Annotated in this window: 14 protein-coding genes; 5 read left to right on the top strand and 9 right to left on the bottom strand. The window is 56.5% G+C overall.

The genetic code is table 11. The annotated features are described in order from the left end of the window. Positions 1-40: 40 nt before the first annotated feature. Together ettA and deoR are read right to left on the bottom strand one after the other, a co-directional pair. Positions 41-1,708 carry an energy-dependent translational throttle protein EttA gene (gene ettA, locus C1N59_RS17040; protein WP_006118292.1) on the bottom strand — a complete coding sequence of 556 codons (1,668 nt, stop codon included), beginning with the start codon at positions 1,706-1,708 and terminating at the stop codon, positions 41-43. A gap of 197 nt (positions 1,709-1,905) precedes the next feature. Next, positions 1,906-2,670 carry a DNA-binding transcriptional repressor DeoR gene (gene deoR, locus C1N59_RS17035; protein ID WP_033740198.1) on the bottom strand — a complete coding sequence of 255 codons (765 nt, stop codon included), beginning with the start codon at positions 2,668-2,670 and terminating at the stop codon, positions 1,906-1,908. 550 nt (positions 2,671-3,220) lie between these two features. On the opposite strand from deoR, the gene C1N59_RS17030 reads away from it, so the two are divergent. The 5 genes from C1N59_RS17030 (at position 3,221) to C1N59_RS17010 (ending at position 11,769) form a co-directional block, all read left to right on the top strand. After that, complete coding sequence (locus tag C1N59_RS17030; RefSeq protein WP_394549922.1) at positions 3,221-4,807, top strand: methyl-accepting chemotaxis protein; 1,587 nt, start codon at positions 3,221-3,223, stop codon at positions 4,805-4,807. Between the two features lie 441 nt (positions 4,808-5,248). After that, complete coding sequence (locus C1N59_RS17025; RefSeq protein WP_054634526.1) at positions 5,249-6,802, top strand: pyridoxal phosphate-dependent decarboxylase family protein; 1,554 nt, start codon at positions 5,249-5,251, stop codon at positions 6,800-6,802. 10 nt (positions 6,803-6,812) lie between these two features. Beyond that, positions 6,813-8,105: a lysine N(6)-hydroxylase/L-ornithine N(5)-oxygenase family protein gene (locus C1N59_RS17020; protein ID WP_033740201.1), complete on the top strand. Its 1,293-nt coding sequence runs from the start codon at positions 6,813-6,815 to the stop codon at positions 8,103-8,105. A 1-nt stretch (position 8,106) separates the two neighbouring features. Then, positions 8,107-10,458, top strand: a complete 2,352-nt coding sequence (locus C1N59_RS17015) for a GNAT family N-acetyltransferase (protein ID WP_394549921.1) — start codon at positions 8,107-8,109, stop codon at positions 10,456-10,458. A gap of 78 nt (positions 10,459-10,536) precedes the next feature. Then, positions 10,537-11,769, top strand: coding sequence for an MFS transporter (locus tag C1N59_RS17010; RefSeq protein WP_394549920.1), 1,233 nt, complete (start codon positions 10,537-10,539; stop codon positions 11,767-11,769). A gap of 38 nt (positions 11,770-11,807) precedes the next feature. Here C1N59_RS17010 and C1N59_RS17005 read toward each other — a convergent pair whose 3' ends face one another. From C1N59_RS17005 to C1N59_RS16975, 7 genes are all read right to left on the bottom strand, one after another. After that, positions 11,808-13,925 (bottom strand): TonB-dependent siderophore receptor, encoded by a 2,118-nt coding sequence (locus C1N59_RS17005; RefSeq protein WP_394549919.1) that lies wholly within the window; start codon positions 13,923-13,925, stop codon positions 11,808-11,810. A gap of 288 nt (positions 13,926-14,213) precedes the next feature. Then, entirely contained in the window at positions 14,214-14,912 is a 699-nt protein-coding gene (gene urtE, locus C1N59_RS17000) for an urea ABC transporter ATP-binding subunit UrtE (RefSeq protein WP_325991656.1), read from the bottom strand. Then, the gene (urtD, locus tag C1N59_RS16995; protein ID WP_394549918.1) at positions 14,913-15,704 is read right to left on the bottom strand and encodes an urea ABC transporter ATP-binding protein UrtD; all 792 of its coding nucleotides are present in this window, start codon (positions 15,702-15,704) and stop codon (positions 14,913-14,915) included. Beyond that, complete coding sequence (gene urtC / locus C1N59_RS16990; RefSeq protein WP_033740211.1) at positions 15,697-16,773, bottom strand: urea ABC transporter permease subunit UrtC; 1,077 nt, start codon at positions 16,771-16,773, stop codon at positions 15,697-15,699. The genes urtD and urtC overlap by 8 nt, the downstream gene beginning before the upstream one ends. Further along, positions 16,773-18,338 carry an urea ABC transporter permease subunit UrtB gene (urtB, locus tag C1N59_RS16985; protein WP_394549917.1) on the bottom strand — a complete coding sequence of 522 codons (1,566 nt, stop codon included), beginning with the start codon at positions 18,336-18,338 and terminating at the stop codon, positions 16,773-16,775. The genes urtC and urtB overlap by 1 nt, the downstream gene beginning before the upstream one ends. A 77-nt stretch (positions 18,339-18,415) precedes the next feature. Then, entirely contained in the window at positions 18,416-19,684 is a 1,269-nt protein-coding gene (gene urtA / locus C1N59_RS16980; protein WP_033740212.1) for an urea ABC transporter substrate-binding protein, read from the bottom strand. Positions 19,685-19,714: 30 nt separating this feature from the next. Then, positions 19,715-20,416, bottom strand: a complete 702-nt coding sequence (locus C1N59_RS16975) for a GntR family transcriptional regulator (protein WP_394549916.1) — start codon at positions 20,414-20,416, stop codon at positions 19,715-19,717. Positions 20,417-20,421: the final 5 nt, after the last annotated feature.

Here is a 20,421-nt window from a genome sequence, read left to right as displayed (position 1 = left end):
CAAAATGAAAGAAAAGGGCGGCATTGCTGCCGCCCCTGAATCATTTGGCAATACGCTTGTACTTGATGCGCTTCGGCTCCAGCGCATCCGCGCCCAGCGTGCGTTTCTTGTACTCTTCGTATTCGGTAAAGTTACCTTCGAAGAACTCGATCTTCCCTTCATCCTGGTAGTCCAGAATGTGCGTCGCGATGCGGTCAAGGAACCAACGGTCATGCGAGATCACCATGGCACAGCCAGGGAATTCAAGCAGGGCGTTTTCCAGCGCGCGCAGGGTTTCAATGTCCAGGTCGTTGGTCGGTTCATCGAGCAGCAGCATGTTGCCGCCAACCTGCAGCAGTTTTGCCAGATGCAGGCGGCCCCGCTCACCACCGGATAACTCACCGACGCGTTTGCCCTGATCGACGCCTTTAAAGTTAAAGCGCCCGACATAGGCGCGGCTTGGCATTTCCGTGTTGCCGATACGCATGATGTCCTGGCCGCCGGAGACTTCTTCCCACACGGTTTTGGCGTTATCCATGCTGTCACGGAACTGATCGACAGAGGCCAGCTTCACGGTTTCACCCAGCACGATCTCACCGGAATCCGGTTGTTCCTGACCGGACATCATGCGGAACAGCGTGGATTTACCGGCCCCGTTCGGACCGATGATGCCAACGATGGCACCTTTCGGTACCGAGAACGACAGATCGTCAATCAGCACGCGGTCACCGTAGGATTTACGCAGGTGGCTGACTTCCAGCACCTTATCACCCAGGCGGGCACCCGGCGGAATAAACAGTTCGTTGGTTTCGTTACGTTTCTGGTAGTCGGTATTGTTCAGCTCTTCAAAGCGTGCCAGACGGGCTTTGCCTTTAGACTGCTGGCCTTTTGGCCCTTTACGTACCCACTCCAGCTCTTTCTCGATAGATTTACGACGGGCCGCTTCAGTCGAGGCTTCCTGTGCCAGACGGGCATCTTTCTGCTCCAGCCATGAAGAGTAGTTACCTTCCCACGGAATCCCCTCACCACGGTCGAGTTCCAGGATCCAGCCGGCAACGTTATCCAGGAAGTAACGGTCGTGGGTAATCGCGACCACGGTGCCTTCGAAGTCATGCAGGAAGCGTTCCAGCCATGCGACCGATTCGGCGTCCAGGTGGTTCGTCGGTTCGTCCAGCAGCAGCATGTCTGGCTTTTCCAGCAGCAGGCGGCACAGCGCAACGCGGCGGCGTTCACCACCGGACAGGTTCGCGATTTTGGCGTCCCAGTCTGGCAGGCGCAGCGCATCGGCTGCACGTTCCAGCTGTGTGTTCAGGTTATGGCCGTCGTGTGCCTGAATGATCTCTTCCAGACGTCCCTGCTCAGCTGCCAGCTTGTCAAAATCCGCATCTTCTTCGGCGTAAAGCGCATAAACCTCATCAAGGCGTTTCAGCGCGCCAACCACTTCCGACAGCGCTTCTTCAACGGATTCACGCACGGTGTGCTCAAGGTTGAGCTGCGGTTCCTGCGGCAGGTAACCAATTTTGATACCGGGCTGTGGACGGGCTTCCCCTTCGATGTCTTTATCGATGCCTGCCATGATGCGCAGCAGCGTCGATTTACCGGCACCGTTCAGGCCGAGTACGCCAATTTTCGCACCGGGGAAGAAGCTGAGGGAGATGTTTTTCAGAATATGACGCTTTGGCGGTACCACTTTGCCAACGCGATGCATGCTATAGACGAATTGAGCCACGTTGTATTGAGCCTCTGGGTCTGTTTGTCGTTTGGATGATGTCGAAGTTTAGCCTTTTTCGCCGCCTAATCACAGCCGAGGGGATGGGATTATTCGATGGCGGCCGCGGGTTCAGAATAACTGTTTGATTTATGTCCGTTGTCAGACCGATCCGGCAAAGGGCAACGCGCATCAGAACGCCGGTGGACAGGCTGAAGTCAGGGCAGGCGCACGGGAATAGACTGTTGCGCTAACCACTGACTCAGCGTGGCATCTGGTGCGCTGTCGCTGACCAGCAGGTCGAAGCGTGAAAGTGCGCCAATGCGGGCCGGTAACACTTTCCCGTATTTGCTGCTGTCCGCCACCAGAATTCGCTGGCGGGCGCGCCGCATCGCGTGGTGTTTCATGGGCAGTTCATTGAGGTTATAGCAGGTCGCGCCCTGATCGTGGCTGACGCCTGCCGCAGAAATAAAGGCCAGGTCAGGGCACAGGTCATCCAGAATGCACTGTCCGCCCACCGGCGTGAATAAGGCGTTATCCGCATGGAATTCACCGCCGCTCAGGATGACATGGCAGGCGGGCTTTTCTTTTAACGCCAGAAAAGTATTCATGGCACAGCAGATGGCGGTGAAGGGCAGGGCATCCGGAATGGCATCCACCACATAGGGCAAGGTCGTCCCGCAGTCGAAAAAGACGGTATCGTTCTCCCCGATCAGACCTGCCGCCGCCTGCGCCAGCTGCTGTTTGCGGGTGGCGTTTTGCCCGTGCTGATCGGAGACAAAATAGTGACCGGGTTGGCTTCTGGGATCGCTGACGATATAGCCGCCGAGCAGGACGACGCTGGATGTCGGTTCACTCAGATCCCGGCGAATCGTCATCTCTGAGACGTCCAGCAACCGGGCGGCATCCTTCAGGTGAAGTTTATCGGTGCGCTTCAGTGCCAGAGCGAGTTTGCGCAGACGTTCGTCGCGGCGGGTTTCCATTGTCATCTCTGAACCTGTATTCCTTGAGGAGGACGTCATATGTCTGTTACACCGCGAAGGTGGCCGGTAACGGGGGCGTTCAACTCGCCCGTTTTCACTTCGTGACCTTTGATAAAGGCAAAAAAGAAGGCGTTGCATGCTCGACGCATCCGTTTTTTATCTTACCTGCAAAGCGATTATCCCGTAAATCGCTGGCATGCCACCCGGGGAACCGTACTGTAACCTGCAATAAGCCGATGTGTGATATTGAAATTTTAACAATGTCTTTGCGCGATATCGGACGGTTTGTACCGCAGCGCAATATGCCAGTGCGCAGGTCGCACCGGTAATGCCCGCTGAGCAACCTCCGTTACAGGTCAAAGCGCACAGGCTGTGAAAGCGCAAGGCAAGATATTATGGGTCAAAATGTCGCTATTTGGGGGCTTTCTGTCACAAAAGTGTCACGTTATTTCCTCATCCGGCTCCATAAAGGTTGCTACCCGCCAGGACGATAATCAATGTGACGAAAGTCACGTTTGTTCTCCTATTTATTCACCAGGTAACAGTTTTTATGAAGCTCAATCGATTTAAAATTGGTCAAAGACTCGGTTTTCTTGCCACGTTGCTGCTGCTTGCAACCCTGTTGATGGGGGGGAACGGATTACGTGTTAACGGACAGGCTTTAGAGAACAGTCAGGCCGTTATGGCAAAGGAGATGCTCATTGCAGAAAGTATTGATACTGCGCGCAGCGCGCAGGTGCAGTTCAAAATACAAGTGCAGGAGTGGAAGAATATTCTGCTGCGTGGAACACAAGGACAAAATACATTTGATAAATATAAAACGGCCTTTTTGAATGAAAGCCAGAAAACGCAGCAATTATTGACCCGGCTCAGTCAGATTCAGGCCAAGCTGAACCTGCCAGTTGCCCCGGTTGAGCAGGCGCGCGCGGCGCATGCCGGGCTGGAACGCCAGTACCTGACGGCGCTGAACAGCTATGTTATCAACGACATCAGCAGCCCCGCGCGGGTCGATCATCAGGTAACGGGCATTGATCGTGCGCCCACCCAGCAAATCGATGCGCTGGTCACGTCGACCTTAGCGCGTGCGCAGGAAATGCATCGGGACATTGATGCGAGTAACCTTGCGCATTACCAACAAACGCGCCTGATGTTGCTGATCGCAATGGGATGCATCCTGATAGTGGGCGCGGGAATTACATGGTGGCTTATCCAGAGCATTACGCAACCGTTGAAACAGGCAATCACGATAGCCAAAACGGTAGCAGCGGGTGACCTGCGCGCCCGTATTAGCGTCAGCGGATATGATGAAACGGCACAATTGATGGCCGCACTGCGCGATATGAATACGAGCCTGACACGCATTGTGATCGGTGTTCGCGGTGGAACAGAGGCCATTGCGGCCACGACAGATCAGGTGGCACATGGCAGCCGTGAGCTTTCTTCACGTAATGAAGCGCAAGCCAGTGCGCTGGAAGAAACGGCGGCGTCAATGGAACAACTGACCTCTGTTGTAAAAATCAATGCAGAAAATGCCCATCATGCCAGCATCATTGCACGTGATACGCGCCAGCGCGCCGATGATGGCGGTGAGGTGGTCGAAAAAGTGGTCATTGCCATGGAAGATATCCATCAGTTTTCACGCGAAATTAATGACATCGTTACGGTAATTGACGGCATTGCTTTCCAGACGAATATTTTGGCCCTTAACGCGGCGGTAGAAGCCGCCCGTGCTGGTAACGACGGACGCGGTTTTGCCGTTGTCGCTTCAGAGGTCCGTGCACTGGCGCAGCGTTCCGCTACGGCGGCCCGCGAGATTCGGGGACTCACGGATCGATCGGTGACGCTGGTTGCGCAAGGCAATTCACTTGTAAAAGGCGCGGGGGCATCCATGCAGGCGATCGTTGAGAGCGTAAAACAGCTGTGTACGCTCATGGAGAATATCTCTGCTGCCAGCGCTGAACAGAGTGCCGGTATTGAACAAGTCAATTTGGCGGTGACGCATATGGATGCCGCGACGCAGCAAAACGCAACCTTATCACAGCAGTCAGCCCAGTCCGCACGGGCATTAGACCAGCAGGTCAGCGCGCTGGTTGAGAACGTCAGTGTATTCAGGCTTGATGCCCAGACCGCAATGTAGAACCGTGCCGGGGCTGAGCCTCTGCATCCCGTCATCTGTATTCACATCTTGAAAACAGCACTTCCCTACGGCATCAGGGCCGTGGGGAAGCCTGTTTTGTTAGCCTGGCGGCTCCTTTCACCTACTTTTTTGTGATCAAGATCACGTAAATAGATATTAGTCATACTTATGAGAATGGTTACACTTCCATAAATTGAATGATAATGATTATTATTTATGTTGTCATTTTCGTTAACAATAACTCAGTAAATACAAATAAACCACACAAAATGTAGTTTTTTGGATTTTTGCGAACATAAATTCTCAATTTTTCAGGGCTGATGGGTTAGCTGTATCGGCTAAAGATTACCGAATCTGAACTGACACGTGCGGTCTGGCACGATCTGCTGCCCTTTTACCGGGGCGGCCAGGCGACTTACGTCTTAAACAAAGGAACAGGATATGGTGTTACGTAAGCAAACTCTGTCGGTCCCGCGCCGACATCTGTCTGAAGATATTCCTGCGGCTCAGGACGTCATCTTTAACGAGGCGCAGATTACGGCGTGGCAGCAGCAAACGCACGCGGCGCTGGCGCTGATCAGCAGCACGGTGCAGCGCGTGGAGAAGCCGTTCAGCGGAATCCTGCCCCATGAGCTGGCCCCGGCGTTCAGCGCCGTCGACCTTGATCAGCCTCTGGGCAGCAACGAAGCCGCGTTGGAAGAGCTGCGGTCACTTTACCTGCGCGATGCCGTCTGGTTTCACCACCCCAAATATGTCGCCCATCTTAACTGCCCGGTTGTGCTGCCCTCGCTGCTGGCAGAGCAGATCATGGCGGCGGTAAACAGCTCCGTCGATACCTGGGATCAAAGCGCGGGCGGCACGCTGATTGAGCAGAAGGTCATTGACTGGACGCTGGGCCGCATCGGCCTGCCTGCGAGCGCAGACGGCATCTTTACCAGTGGCGGTACGCAGTCCAACCTGATGGCGATGCTGCTGGCGCGGGACAGCTGGTGCGCCACGCACCATCCGGGTCACCTGATCAAGCATAAGGGGTTGCCGACGGAGGCCGCGAAATGGCGCGTGCTGACCTCCCGACTGAGTCATTTCAGTATTCAGAAGTCGATGGCAATTCTTGGCCTGGGCTACGATGCGGTGATTTCCGTGGATTACGACGAACACTACCGCATGGACAGCGTACAGCTTGAGCGCGAAATTGAGCACTGCCATGCGCAGGGCCTGATTCCCATCGCCGTCGTGGCCACCAGTGGCACCACCGATTTTGGCAGTATCGATCCGCTGAACGCTATCGCGGATCTGTGTCAGCAGTACGGCATCTGGATGCACGTCGATGCGGCTTACGGCTGTGGCCTGCTGGTATCTGAAACGCAGCGGCAGCGCCTCAGTGGTATCGAAAAAGCGGACTCGGTGACGGTGGATTACCACAAGTCATTTTTCCAGACCGTCAGCTGCGGGGCGTTTTTCGTGCGCGATAAACAGCACCTCAGCCATGTGACGCACCATGCCGATTACCTCAATCCGCTCAGCGCCCAGCAGGAAGGGACGCCAAACCTGGTCAACAAAAGTATTCAGACGACGCGCCGGTTTGACGCGCTGAAAATGTGGCTGACGTTGCGCATCATGGGCCCGGCGGCGCTGGGGGAAGCATTCGATACCATCCTGACGTTGACCGAGGCAACCCATCAGTTGCTGAAAGCCCATCCGTCTATTGAGGTGCTGCATGCGCCTGAACTGACCACACAAATCTTCCGTTTCGTACCCCGGCCTGACATGCGGGCCGCACAGCTGGATGCCATCAATGCCGGTATCCGCAAGGCGCTGTTCCGCTCGGGTAACGCGGTGATCGCCGGTACGAAAGTCGAGGGTCACCAGTACCTCAAATTTACCCTGCTGAATCCCACCACTACGGTGGCTGACATGGAAGACGTCATTGCCCTGATTGTCCATTACGGCCGGGAGCAGGCACGTGACCTGACTTTGCAAGCCGCTAACCAGTGAGAACGGTACGATGAACGACAACATTTATGACTTTATCGGAATTGGCATCGGTCCTTTCAATCTCAGCCTGGCCTGTCTGAGTGAACCTGTTGAAGGGCTGAATGGCCTCTTTCTGGATCAGAATCCGGGCTTTGACTGGCATACCGGCATGATGCTGGAAAGTGCGCATCTGCAAACGCCGTTTATGGCCGATTTGGTGACGCTGGCCGATCCCACCAGTCCTTACAGTCTGCTGAACTATATGAAGCAGAAAGGAAAACTGTATTCGTTCTATATCCGCGAAGACTTTTTCCTGATGCGTAAAGAGTACAACCAGTACTGTCAGTGGGCCTGTTCAAAGCTGAGTAACCTGCGCTGGAACACGCGCGTGGACTATGTGAGCTACGACGAAGCGTTGCAGTGCTACCGCGTGCGGGCAGTCGATACGGTCAGTGGGCAGCAGCAGGACTGGCTGACCCGCAGGCTGGTGTTAGGCACCGGTCCTGAAGCCTGGCTGCCTGCCTGCAGCCATCCATTCCGGTCGCGTTTTACGCACTCCAGTCAGTATCTGGCGAATAAGGCGGATTTGCAGAAAAAACCGTCCATTACCGTACTGGGTAGCGGGCAGAGCGCGGCAGAGATCTATTACGATCTGCTTACGGAGATCGATCGGTTTGGCTATCAGCTGAACTGGATAACCCGTGCGCCACGCTTTTATCCGCTGGAATATACCAAACTGACGCTGGAGATGACCTCGCCAGAATGGGTGGACTATTTCCACGCGCTGCCGGGTGAGAAACGCGATGCGCTGAATGCGCGCCACAAAAATCTCTATAAAGGCATCAACAGCACGCTGATCAACGCTATCTACGATCTGATGTACGTTAAGCAACTGGATGGCGCGCTGAACGTTAACCTGTTCACCCATTCAGAACTGACCGGAATGCGCGCATTACCCAACGGAGAGTTCGAGCTCGCGCTGCATCAGCAGGAGCAGGATTGTGCCTTTACCCGCCGTACGCACGGTCTGGTGATGGCAACGGGCTATCAGTATCGTCCGCCGATGTTTATTGAAGGCATCAGCCAGCGTCTGCGCTGGGACGAGAAGGGCCGTTACGACGTTCAGCGTAACTACAGCATTGATCGCCACAACCAGATCTTCGTGCAGAACGCGGAGCTGCACACGCACGGCTTCGTTACACCGGATCTGGGTATGGCCTGCTATCGCAATTCGGTGCTGCTGCGTGAAATCACCGGCAAAGAGATCTATCCCGTCGAACGGCAGATTGCCTTCCAGACTTTCCCGGCTCAATCGGAATCGTAATATGTCACAGTTAACGCTTTTCACTGCCGCCCGCCCGGCAGGCCAGTTTACCCTCCGCCCTATGCAGGCCGCTGACGCCACGCTGATTCATCGCTGGGTGACGCGCGACTATGCCCGCTTCTGGGGAATGCAGAATGACACACCAGAGCAGGTCGCCGACTTTTACCACCAGCTGACGGCCAGGGATCCGAATGCGGCGTTGATCGGCTGCTGCAATGGTGAACCGGCCTTCCTTGTCGAATGCTATCGCGCCCGCGAGGATGAAGTAGGTAAATACTATCCCGCTCAGCCGGACGACTACGGCATGCATATTCTGATCGCGCCCGCGGAAACCCCGGTCAGGGAATTTAGCTGGCAGGTCTTCAGCACCGTTATGGACTACCTGTTCAGCCGCCCCGAGGTCAGTCGCGTGGTGGTCGAACCGGATGTGCGCAACGACAAAATCCATCGCCTGAACAAACGTGCGGGTTTTCGCTACCAGCACACCATTGATATGGGCCACAAAACCGCCTGGCTCGCCTTCTGTCAGCGCGACGATTATCAACAGGCATTACTGCAGGACTCACGAATGAATCACGCCACCTCACTGTTAACCGGTGCCCATCTCACCGGACCTCACTGGCTGCAGGCTAACCGTTTACTGATTCGTAAAGCGATTGCCGAATTCGCGCATGAAAAGCTGATCGTCCCCGACGAAATGCACCCAGGACGTTATCGCCTGGCCGTGCCGGGTGCCGAAGCAGAATACCATTTTTCCGCTCAGCGTCTGGCGCTGGACCACTGGGATATCGACGTTGCCTCACTGGAAAAGCAGGAGAATGGTCGGGCGTTACCGCTGGATGCGCTGCAGTTTATTGAGGAGTTTAATGCGCAGATCGGCATTCCTCAGGCGCTGTTAGCCACCTATATGGAAGAGATCAGCAGCACCTTATGCAGCAGCGTATTTAAGTTGCAGAAGCAGAATCCAGACAGCCAGGCGCTGGTAAAAGCGGACTTCCAGACCGTGGAATCCTCCATGACGGAAGGGCATCCCTGCTTCGTCGCCAATAACGGCCGCATCGGCTTCGATGCGCGGGATTACCTGGCTTATGCTCCAGAGGCCGCCGCGCCGGTAAATCTCATCTGGGTAGCCGTGCACCGTCGTCATGCCCATTTCTCCAGCCTCAGCGCGCTGAGCTATACGCAGTTGCTGCAGGAGGAGCTAGGGCAGTCCATTCTGGATCGGTTCGCGGCTCAGTTGACAAGCCACGGGGTGGAACCCGAGGACTATATCTTTATGCCCGTGCATCCGTGGCAGTGGCAGAACAAGCTGCTGACGGTGTTTGCGGCGGATATTGCCAGTCGGGACATTATTTATCTGGGCATCGGTGATGACCAGTATCAGGCGCAGCAGTCGATTCGTACCTTCTTTAACCGCAGCCAGCCCCACAAGCGTTATGTGAAAACTGCCCTGTCGGTGCTCAACATGGGCTTTATGCGCGGCTTGTCGCCGTACTATATGGCGACCACGCCTGCGATTAATGAATGGCTGGAAACGCTGGTGGCAAACGACAGCTGGCTTCAGCGCTGCAACTTCCGCATCCTGCGCGAGGTGGCCGCCGTGGGCTATCACAACCGCCATTACGAACGTGCCATTAAGGGCGATTCCGCCTATAAGAAAATGTTTGCGGCCCTGTGGCGCGATAATCCGGTTCCTGATTTGCAGCCCGGCCAGCGCTTGATGACCATGGCGGCGTTCCTGCATGTTGATCATCATCAGCAGCCGTTACTGCCCGCACTGATCGCCGACTCAGGCCTGCCTGCGGCACAGTGGGTTGAACGTTACCTTAACTGTTACCTCAGTCCGCTGCTGCACTGCTTCTATCAACACGATCTGGTGTTTATGCCCCACGGCGAAAATCTGATCCTGCTGCTGGAAAACAATGTGCCGGTCAGCGCCTACATGAAAGACATTGGCGAAGAAATCGCCGTCATGAACCCGGAGGCGGTACTGCCGGAGAACGTCCAGCGTCTGGCGGTAGACGTGCCTGAAGAACTGAAGCTGTTGTCGATTTTTACCGACGTCTTTGACTGTATCTTCCGCTTTATCAGCGCGATTTTGCACCAGTCAGGTACGCTGCCCGAGAGTCAGTTCTGGCAGTTGGTGGCACAGTGCGTGAAGGATTATCAGCAGGCGCATCCGCAGCTGGCCAGTAAATTTGCCCGCTACGATATGTTTGCGCCCACCTTTACCCGCTCCTGTCTGAACCGCCTGCAGCTGGCCAATAATCAGCAGATGATCAACCTGTCCGATCCTGCCGAAAACCTCAAGTTTGCCGGCACGCTGGAGAATCCTGTCGCCCAGTGGCGTTAACGGGATCATCACCGCCTTCCCATCAGCGCGGTCGCCCTGGCGGCCGCGTTTTTCTCGTTTTACTGGATAATACTGACGATGGCTCGTTTTCAACCTGTCTCGCGCCTGACGCGACGACATCTGTTATTTCCTTTATCGCTGGTGCTGTTTGAGTTTGCCACCTATCTCGCGCATGACATGATTCAGCCCGGCATGCTGCGGGTCACACAGGCGTTTCACGTGGGCCCGGAGTGGGTGGCCACCTCGCTGACCGCCTATCTGATGGGCGGGATGCTGTTACAGTGGCTCCTGGGGCCGCTGTCCGACAAGCTGGGCCGCCGTCCGGTCCTGCTGACCGGTGTTGCGTTTTTTATGCTGACCTGTCTGGCGACGCACTGGGTGCAGGGCATCGGGCCCTTTATCCTGCTGCGCTTTCTGCAGGGCATCAGCCTGTGCTTTATCGGTGCGGTGGGCTATGCCGCCATTCAGGAGGCTTTTGACGAGGCACTCAGCGTAAAGATGATGGCGCTGATGGCGAACGTTGCGCTGCTGGCTCCGCTGGCCGGGCCGCTGGCGGGTACGGCGTTTCTGGCCGTCGCAGACTGGCGCACACTGTTTCTGTTTTTCGCTGCTCTGGCCGCGCTGTCGCTCATTGGCCTGGGCCTGTCGATGCCGGAAACCGCAGGTGACAGACGCACCTCCGTATCGCTGCCGTCGCTGGCGGCGGGCTATTATGCGTTGCTAAAAGACCGCCAGGTGATGTGCGGTTCGCTGGCTATTGGCCTGGTGACGATTCCCTGCCTGACATGGGTCGCGCTTTCGCCTGTTATCCTGATTCACGGTCTGGGCCTGAGCCGACTGGATTACGCACTGCTTCAACTGCCGGTCTTTATGGCAATGATTGCCGGGAATCTCACGCTGGGACGACTGGCCAGCCGTCTCTCCGTCGAGCAGCCGTTACGGTTGGGTGCCTGGCCTGTGGTTACAGGGCTTTTGATCGCTGCGCTGAGCACGTTATGGCAGGCGGACAGCTACATTGGGCTCACGGCTGGCCTCAGCCTGTACGGCTTCGGCAGCGGGATGGTCAATGCCGGACTGTACCGACTGACGTTATTTTCCAGTCAGGCAGGGAAGGGCAGCGTGGCAGCGATGCTGGGCATGGTCAGTATGGTGGTCTTTGCTTTTGGGATTGAGGCAGGCAAAGTGGCCTATTTTCATGGCGGTACCGCAGGCTTCAGCCTGTTGAATCTGATCTGTGGTGTGCTGTGGCTGTGGTTAGTACGTGTTTTTCTGCGAGAAAAACAGCGGCGACATTGCGCCGCTGTGGCATAAGCGGTGACAGGCGGCACGGATTGCCGCCCTGGGAGGGATCAGAAATCGTAGCCGACGGTCGCCACCACGGTGCGCTCTGCGCCCCAGTAGCAGAAGCCCGTGCCGTAGCAGGCAGAAACGTAGTCGCGATCGGTCAGGTTATTGGCATTAAGCTGCACAAACGCGCCTTTGAGGCTGCTGTTCCAGGCACCTAAATCAGCGCGGACCGAGGCGTCAAACAGCGTAGCGGAAGGCAGACGTGTGGTGTTCTCATTGTCTGCCCACTGCCGACCAATGTAACGCACGCCAGCACCGACGCTGATTCCCGCATCAAACTGGTATTTCGCCCAGGCAGACGCCATCGAGTCAGGCGTCACGTAAGGCGTGTGGCCGTTATTGCCGTCGATGGAATCTTTGAAGCGCACATGGTTCACCGTCACGCTCGCCAGCGTGCTCAGTCGCGGGGTGAGCTGATTATGCGCTTCCAGTTCGAGGCCCTGAGAGTGCACTTTGCCAGCCGGTTCATAATAGGAGCCTACTACCACGCGGTTACCGACATCATTCTGTGTCAGGTCGTAGATCGCGGCGGAGTAGAGATCGGACGTGCCCACGGGCTGGTACTTAATGCCGGTCTCATACTGCTCCGAGGTCGTTGGCTTCAGCAGGTTGCCATCCCGTCCGGAAAGGGACTGTGGCGTAATCGCCTGGCTGTAGCTGACGTAGGGCGAAATCCCGTTATCAAAGGCATACAGCAGCGCCGCCCGGCCACTGACGTGATCATCCTGACGACGATATTGGGTATCGGTGCTGTACTGGCGGTTTTCAGACACGATGCGATCGTAGCGGCCTGAGAGATCCAGATGCCATTTGTCCCATTTCAGCTCATCCTGCAGGTACACGCCGGTTTGATAGTAACGACGCTGTGAATTTGTAAACACGTAAGCCGGATTCACGCCCACGGCCTGACCTGTCAGCGCATTGAGTGAACTGGCTGGGCCGCTGGCATCCCGTAAATCGTTCGTGTACTGATGGTATTCCGCACCCAGCACCACCTTGTGATCCACCGGACCGGTATTAAAGTCGGCTTCCAGCTGGTTATCAATCGCGTACGCCTGCAGCGACGAACGCGAGCCGGAATAGTAGCGATTGAGCAGTTCGGACTGCGGTGATGCCCAGCCAATCTGATAAACCTGATCCAGATCGACATTGGAATGGGAGTAGCTGGCATTCGAGCGAAACGCCCAGGTTTCATTAAAGCGGTGAGCGAATTCCGCGCTGTAAATTTGCTCCCGCCGTTTGAACTGATCCAGCGCGCTGTCGCCATCATAGAAACCGGTGCTGAGCTTACGCCCGTTATGTTCGGTGATGCTGCCGTCCCCAGGCACGGCACTGTGATAGCCGCCGGACGGATCTTTTTGCAGATAAGCGCGCAGCAGGAGTGACGTATCCTCATCAGGTTGCCACAGCAGTGAAGGCGAAATCGCATATTTTTCTTCGCGTGTGTGATCGTACTGCGTATCACTGTTGCGCGTTATGCCGGTCAGACGAAACGCCCACTGATCGTTGATGGCATTGGTGTAATCAAACGCAGCGCTGTTGGTGTTATGGTTGCCGGTAGACAAACGGAAATGTCCCTCAGGCGCATACTGCGGACGTCTGGAGCTTTCCATCACTAAGCCACCCGGCACCGTCTGTCCATAGAGGGCAGAAGAAGGACCTTTGATCACATCAATACGGTCGAGGAACCAGGGATCGACCTGCAGCACGTTATAGCTGCCGGGATCGCTCATCAGGCGCAGACCGTCCAGGAAAATGTTATCGACATCGCCGCCGTGGAAGCCGCGCAGAGAGACCGTGTCGTAGCGGGTGGCTGCGCCAGCGAAGTTCGTGAAGGCACCGGCGGTGTAGTTAAGCGCCTGATTCACATCCATTGCGCCCTGATCGGCCATTTGCTGGCGCGTCACGACCGAAACGGACTGACCGGTGGTAATCAAAGGACGATCGGTTTTGGTTGCCCCTTTACTGACGGTCGCCGTGTAGCCTTCAGTGGGCGTGGTCGATGTTTCTTCCGGCTTTGCTGTCACCACCAGCGTATCGGCGGCAAAGGAGACCGCAGGGGCGGCAATGGCGATGGAACACAGTAGCGCTAACCGTTTCGGGCCAAAAGGCATTCTCATTGTTTATCCCTTACAAAGGCAAATACAACGCGCCCGGTAGAAGAAAGGCGCAGAAAGTCATGTGACAAAGGTGTTATGCATATTGAATGCAAATGAGAATTATTATACTTACTGTTATTTATTACAAGATGTCTTGTGCGTTATTACACAAGAATTTAACGACGGAAAAGAAACGGGCCGGTCACGGATGCGTACCGTGGGCGTGCATGGCTCAGGTGGGAAGAAAGCGCAGGGTGCCGCGATCCAGGCAGGTCAGCCTGCGCGCCGACCTGCCTGACAGGAGGAGAATCAGATGGCGACCAGGCTCCGCACGTTATCCGTTTCCATCTCTTCACCGCGCCCGCGCTGGATAATTTCACCGCGCGACATGACCAGATAGCGGTCGGCCAGGTCCGCGGCAAAATCATAAAACTGCTCGACCAGCAGAATCGCCATGTCGCCGCGCTGTGCCAGTTGGCGGATCACCAGGCCAATCTCTTTGATCACTGAAGGCTGAATCCCTTCGGTAGGCTCGTCGAGGATCAGCAACTGTGGACGGCTGGCCAGCGCCCGGCCAATGGCCAACTGCTGTTGCTGGCCGCCGGACAGATCGCCGCCCCGGCGGGATTTCATATCGAACAATACCGGAAACAGCTGGTAAATCTCTTCAGGCACCTGCTTTGCCTGCGAGGATGAGAAGCGTGACAGACCCATCAGCAGATTCTCTTCAACCGTCAGACGCGGAAAAATCTCCCGCCCCTGCGGCACGTAAGCCATGCCGGCCTGCACGCGCTGGTGGGGCTTTCGCCCGTTGATGATATTGTCCTGCCAGCACACCTCGCCCGATTTAGCCGGTATTAAGCCCATCAGGCATTTCAGCAGCGTGGTTTTCCCCACACCGTTGCGGCCGAGCAGGCAGGTGACTTCACCCTGTTTAACCTCAAAAGACAGGCCACGCAGAATGTGGCTGCCGCCATAATACTGATGCAGTTCAGATACCTGTAACATTTAGCGCCCCAAATAAACGTCAATGACCTGCTCGTTGGCCTGTACCTCGCGCAGGGAACCTTCTGCCAGTACGGCTCCCTGATGCAAAACGGTGACGTGATCGGCAATAGTTTCCACGAAGCCCATATCGTGCTCAACCACCATAAGTGAATGCTTGCCCGCCAGACTGCGAAACAGTTCTGCGGTGTAGTCAGTTTCCGCATCGGTCATGCCCGCAGCGGGCTCATCAAGCAGCAGCAGGTGCGGTTCCTGCACCAGCAGCATGCCGATTTCAAGAAATTGCTTTTGGCCATGCGACAGCAGACCTGCCGTTCGCTGGCGGGCGGCGCTAAGCCGCAGCAGCGTCAGGATCTCATCGATCCGATCCCGTTGCGCGCTGTCAAGGCGCGCACGCAGGCTGGCCCAGACGGTTTTGGTGGTTTTCAGGGCAATCTCCAGATTCTCAAATACCGTCAGCGCTTCAAACACTGTCGGCTTCTGAAATTTGCGCCCAATTCCGCTACGGGCAATCTCCACCGGAGACAGGGCGATGAGGTTTTTATCCTGATCGTAAATGACCTGCCCTGTGTCGGGACGCGTTTTGCCGGTAATAACGTCCATCAGCGTAGTTTTACCTGCGCCATTAGGGCCAATGATGCAGCGCAGTTCACCGACGCCAATCTGTAAAGAGAGATTGTTAAGCGCACGAAACCCCTCAAAGGTTACGGTGATGTTAGCCAACTGCAGGACCGGATCGCGCTGGGCACGATAACGATCGGCTGGCAGAGTTTGGGTGAACAGGGTCTCAGTCATCTTTTCTCCGGCGCAGTAAACCCATCACGCCACGCGGCAGAAACAGCGTGACCAAAATAAACATCATCCCCAGGAAAAACAGCCAGTACTCCGGAAAAGCCACGGTGAAGACGCTTTTCGCGCCGTTGACGATGGCGGCCCCGAGCAACGGACCGATAAGCGTACCGCGCCCGCCAAGTGCGACCCAGATAGCGGCTTCAATGGAGTTGGTCGGGGACATTTCACTGGGGTTAATAATGCCAACCTGGGGCACATAGAGCGCGCCTGCCAGGCCACATAGCATGGCCGAGAGGGTCCAGACGAACAGCTTAAAACCCCGGGGATCGTAACCGCAGAACATCAGGCGGTTTTCGGCATCCCGAACAGCGGTCAGCACCCGGCCAAATTTACTGCGGGCCAGCGCGAAGCCCAGCACCAGGCTTGCTAACAGCAGCATGACGGTAGCAATAAACAAGCCGATGCGCGTGTTGGTTGAGGTCACACTAAAGCCCAGCAGGGTCGTAAAACCGGTAAAGCCGTTGTTACCGCCAAAACCGGTTTCGTTGCGAAAGAACAGCAGCATGCCGGCATAGGTCAGCGCCTGGGTCATGATTGAGAAATACACGCCTTTGATTTTCGAGCGGAAGGCAAAAAAACCAAACACCAGCGCCAGCAGGCCCGGCACGAGGACAATCAGACACAGCGCCCAGGCGAAATGCTGCGTGCCTGCCCAAAACCACGGCAGCCGATCCCAGGACAGGAAGGTCATAAACGCGGGCAGGCTGTCCCCGGAGGCCTGGCGCATCAGGTACATGCCCATCGCATAGCCGCCCAGCGCAAAAAACAGGCCATGCCCCAGAGAAAGTAAGCCCGCATAACCCCACACCAGATCCAGCGCCACCGCGACCACGGCGTAGCACAGAATTTTACCGACCAGCGTTAAGGTATAGGTGGAGATCGCCAGCGGATGCGAGGCGGGCAGCAGTGCCAGGAACGGCATGATCAGCAGCAGCAGCGTAACGACTGCGCCAATGCCCAGCGTCAGGCGCGGTGCCTGACGCGTCAGACGTAAGGTGAGAGGTTGCGTCATCAGTCAGTCACCCTTCCTTTCACGGCAAACAGTCCCTGCGGACGTTTCTGAATAAACAGCACGATCAACACCAGAATAAGGATTTTCCCCAATACGGCCCCCATCTGAGGCTCCAGCACTTTGTTGAGAATGCCCAGTCCCAGTGCGGCGACCACGGTTCCGGCAAGCTGGCCGACGCCGCCCAGCACCACTACCAGGAAAGAATCGATGATGTAGCCCTGGCCCAGTTCTGGCCCGACATTGCCTAACTGCGACAGAGCGACGCCGCCCAGCCCCGCGATACCGGAACCCAGACCAAATGCCAGCATGTCCACGCGGCCCGTCGGCACGCCACAGCAGTCGGCCATGGCCCGGTTTTGGGTGACGGCGCGCACGTTCATCCCCAGCCGCGTACGGTTGAGGAGCAGCCAGGTTAGTATCAGCACAAACACCACGAACAGGATGACTGCAATGCGGTTCCAGGGCAGAACCAGATTGGGCAGCACCTGCAATCCGCCCGACAGCCAGGCGGGATTGGCGACCTCCAGGTTCTGCGCACCAAACAGCATACGCACCAGCTGAATCAGCATCAGGCTGATGCCCCAGGTCGCGAGCAGGGTTTCCAGTGGGCGGCCATACAAATGGCGAATGATGGTGCGCTCCAGCGCCATTCCAATGGCTGCCGTCATCAGAAACGCGACCGGCAGCGCCAGCAGCGGATACCAGGCGATATACTGCGGTGCAAACTGCTGGAACAGGTTTTGTACCAGCCAGGTGGCATACGCGCCCAGCATCAGCATTTCACCGTGCGCCATATTGATCACCCCCAGCAGACCGTAGGTGATGGCCAGGCCCAGCGCGGCCAGCAGCAGGATCGATCCCAGCGAGAGCCCGCTGAATGCCTGCCCCAGCAGATCGCCCCACATCAGGCGACTTTTCATCTGCTTCAGGCTGTCTGCCGCTGCCTCTCGCACCGTTTCATCGGGCTCGGCTGCGGGCTGCGTCAGGCGCTGCAGGCTGGCCTGAGTATTAGGATCGCTGGATTCGCCCAGCAGTTTGACCGCTCGCAGCCGCACTATCGGCTGCGGGCTGGTCAGCTGCAGACTGGCCGCCGTCATGGCCAGCGCAGCATGAACCTGAGGATCCGTTTCAACACTGAGGCGTTTCTCTATGAGCGGAAGCAGGTCAGCGGCCGCGTCGTTTTGTAACTGCTGCGCCGCGCGCAGGCGCACGCCGGCATCAGGGCTTACCAGCTGATGGGCGGCGAGAGCACTGGCGACCAGTACACGCAGGCGGTTGTTCATAAACAGCTTTTTAACGTCGCCGTTGGGCTGTGCGGCGTCATCCAGTGGCTGAAGCGTATTCCCGGTTTTACTAAAGGGATGGTGGTTCTGATCCGTTACGACGGTTTCGGCTTTTAACGCTTCCAGCAAGGGTAAACGGCGGGCATCTGGCGCAGCGGCCCACTGTTGCAGCAGATCGGCCTGCTGAGTTCGGCTGGCGGCGGCAAAATCCGTAGCGGGTCCGGCGCTGGCAAACAGCGGCAGAAGCAGCAATAACGCTAAAAAATTCAGGCGAAGCATCATGGTGAGCCTCATCAAAAGGGCGAGCATAGGATGTCCTGACGGCCGCCCTCACAGCCAGCGCGAGGGCGGTCTGAGTTTTACTGCGTCGTTTTCACGGGATGATCCGGTTTTTTATCATTGCCGGGAATATACGGGCTCCAGGGCTGGGCACGTACCGGTTTGTCCGTCTGCCAGACCACGTTAAACTGACCGTTTTCTTCAACTTCGCCAATCATCACGGGTTTGTGCAGATGGTGGTTGGTCTGATCCATCGTCAGGGTAAACCCGTCCGGGGCCTTAAAGGTCTGACCGGCCATGGCCGCACGCACTTTATCCACATTGGTCGTACCGGCTTTCTCGACGGCCTGCGCCCACATATGAATGCCTACGTAGGTGGCTTCCATCGGGTCATTGGTTACCACGGTGCTGGCATTCGGCAGATTGTGCGCTTTTGCATAAGCCCGATAGTCGGCAACAAATTTCGCGTTGGTCGGGTTATCTAAGGATTCAAAATAGTTCCAGGCTGCCAGCTGACCGACCAGCGGTTTAGTATCAATCCCACGAAGTTCCTCTTCACCCACCGAGAAGGCTACGACCGGGATATCGGTGGCTTTGATGCCCTGGTTAGCCAGTTCCTTGTAGAACGGTACGTTGGAATCGCCATTGATGGTGGAGACCACCGCGGTTTTGCCGCCAGCGGCGAACGTCTTGATATTAGAGACGATGGTCTGGTAATCGCTGTAGCCAAACGGGGTGTACACTTCCTCGATATCTTTATCCTGCACGCCTTTTGAATGCAGGAAGGCGCGTAAAATCTTGTTGGTGGTGCGGGGATAAACATAATCTGTTCCCAGCAGGAAGAAACGTTTGGCCCCGCCGCCATCCTGGCTCATCAGGTATTCCACCGCCGGAATCGCCTGCTGGTTTGGTGCTGCACCGGTATAAAAGACGTTCGGCGACATCTCTTCACCTTCGTACTGCACCGGATAGAAGAGCAGGCCATTCAGTTCTTCAAAGACCGGCAGCACGGATTTGCGCGATACCGAGGTCCAGCAACCAAACACCACAGCCACTTTGTCCTGGGTCAGCAGTTGCCGGGCTTTCTCGGCGAACAGCGGCCAGTTTGAGGCCGGATCCACCACTACGGGCTCCAGTTTTTTCCCCAGCACGCCGCCTTTGGCGTTAATTTCATCGATGGTCATCAGGGCGACATCTTTAAGTGGCGTTTCAGAAATGGCCATGGTGCCGGAAAGGGAGTGCATGATGCCTACTTTGATGGTGTCAGCCGCCTGAGCGCTCCAGGCGAACCCCATGCCCGCGACGGTAGCTGAGAGAGCAAAAGCTTTAAGCAATGAACGTCTTTTCATCGATGGTAAACCCCTAATGGTATGGATACGTTATTCAATGGGTTGAAGCCGGGCCTGCTGGAGCATGTGTAGCGTGATTTTTCTGACCTCCGCTTTACTGACGGCAATGTGCCCGGTCAGGATCTGGCGGGCGTCGCGGGTCTCTTGCAATAAAATGGCTCGCAAAATATGTGCGTGTTCGCGATAGGTCGCCGCGATACGATCTTCCCGGGTAAAATCAAGTCGCCGGATAATGCGGATTTTCTCTGTCAGCTCGGCATGGATCCGCGCCATTTCCGCATTGCCCGCAGCGGCGACCAGCGTCATATGAAACGCCTCATCATGCTGTGAAACCCGTTTGCCATCTTCTACCTGCGCGGCTTCGCACCAGAACTGATACAGCTCGCGTAGTCGGTCGGCGCATTGGGTCGGCGGCAACGCACACAGGCGCGTGACCGCCTCGCACTCCAGGACGGTACGCAAATCGTACAGCTCTTCGAAGTAGGCAAAATCAAAGGCTTTCACCTGCCAGCCGCTGCGAAACCACACGTCGACATAGCCTTCACGCTCCAGCCAGAACAGGGCCTGGCGAACCGGAGTGCGGCTGACCGCCATGCGCTCTGCAATCTCACTTTCGCTGAAGCGGTCGCCGGGCATCAGGCGGAACTCAAAAATGTCGTTTTTCAGTGCCTGGTAAACCCGTTCTGCCAGTGCTTCCGGGCGGGCTTTGCTTCGTGTTGATCGGGTCGTCATCGGCG

Source organism: Pantoea sp. SGAir0183 (assembly GCF_043545505.1).
Note: the sequence above shows the minus strand (reverse complement) of the source record. Positions and strands in the feature narration are given on the sequence as shown.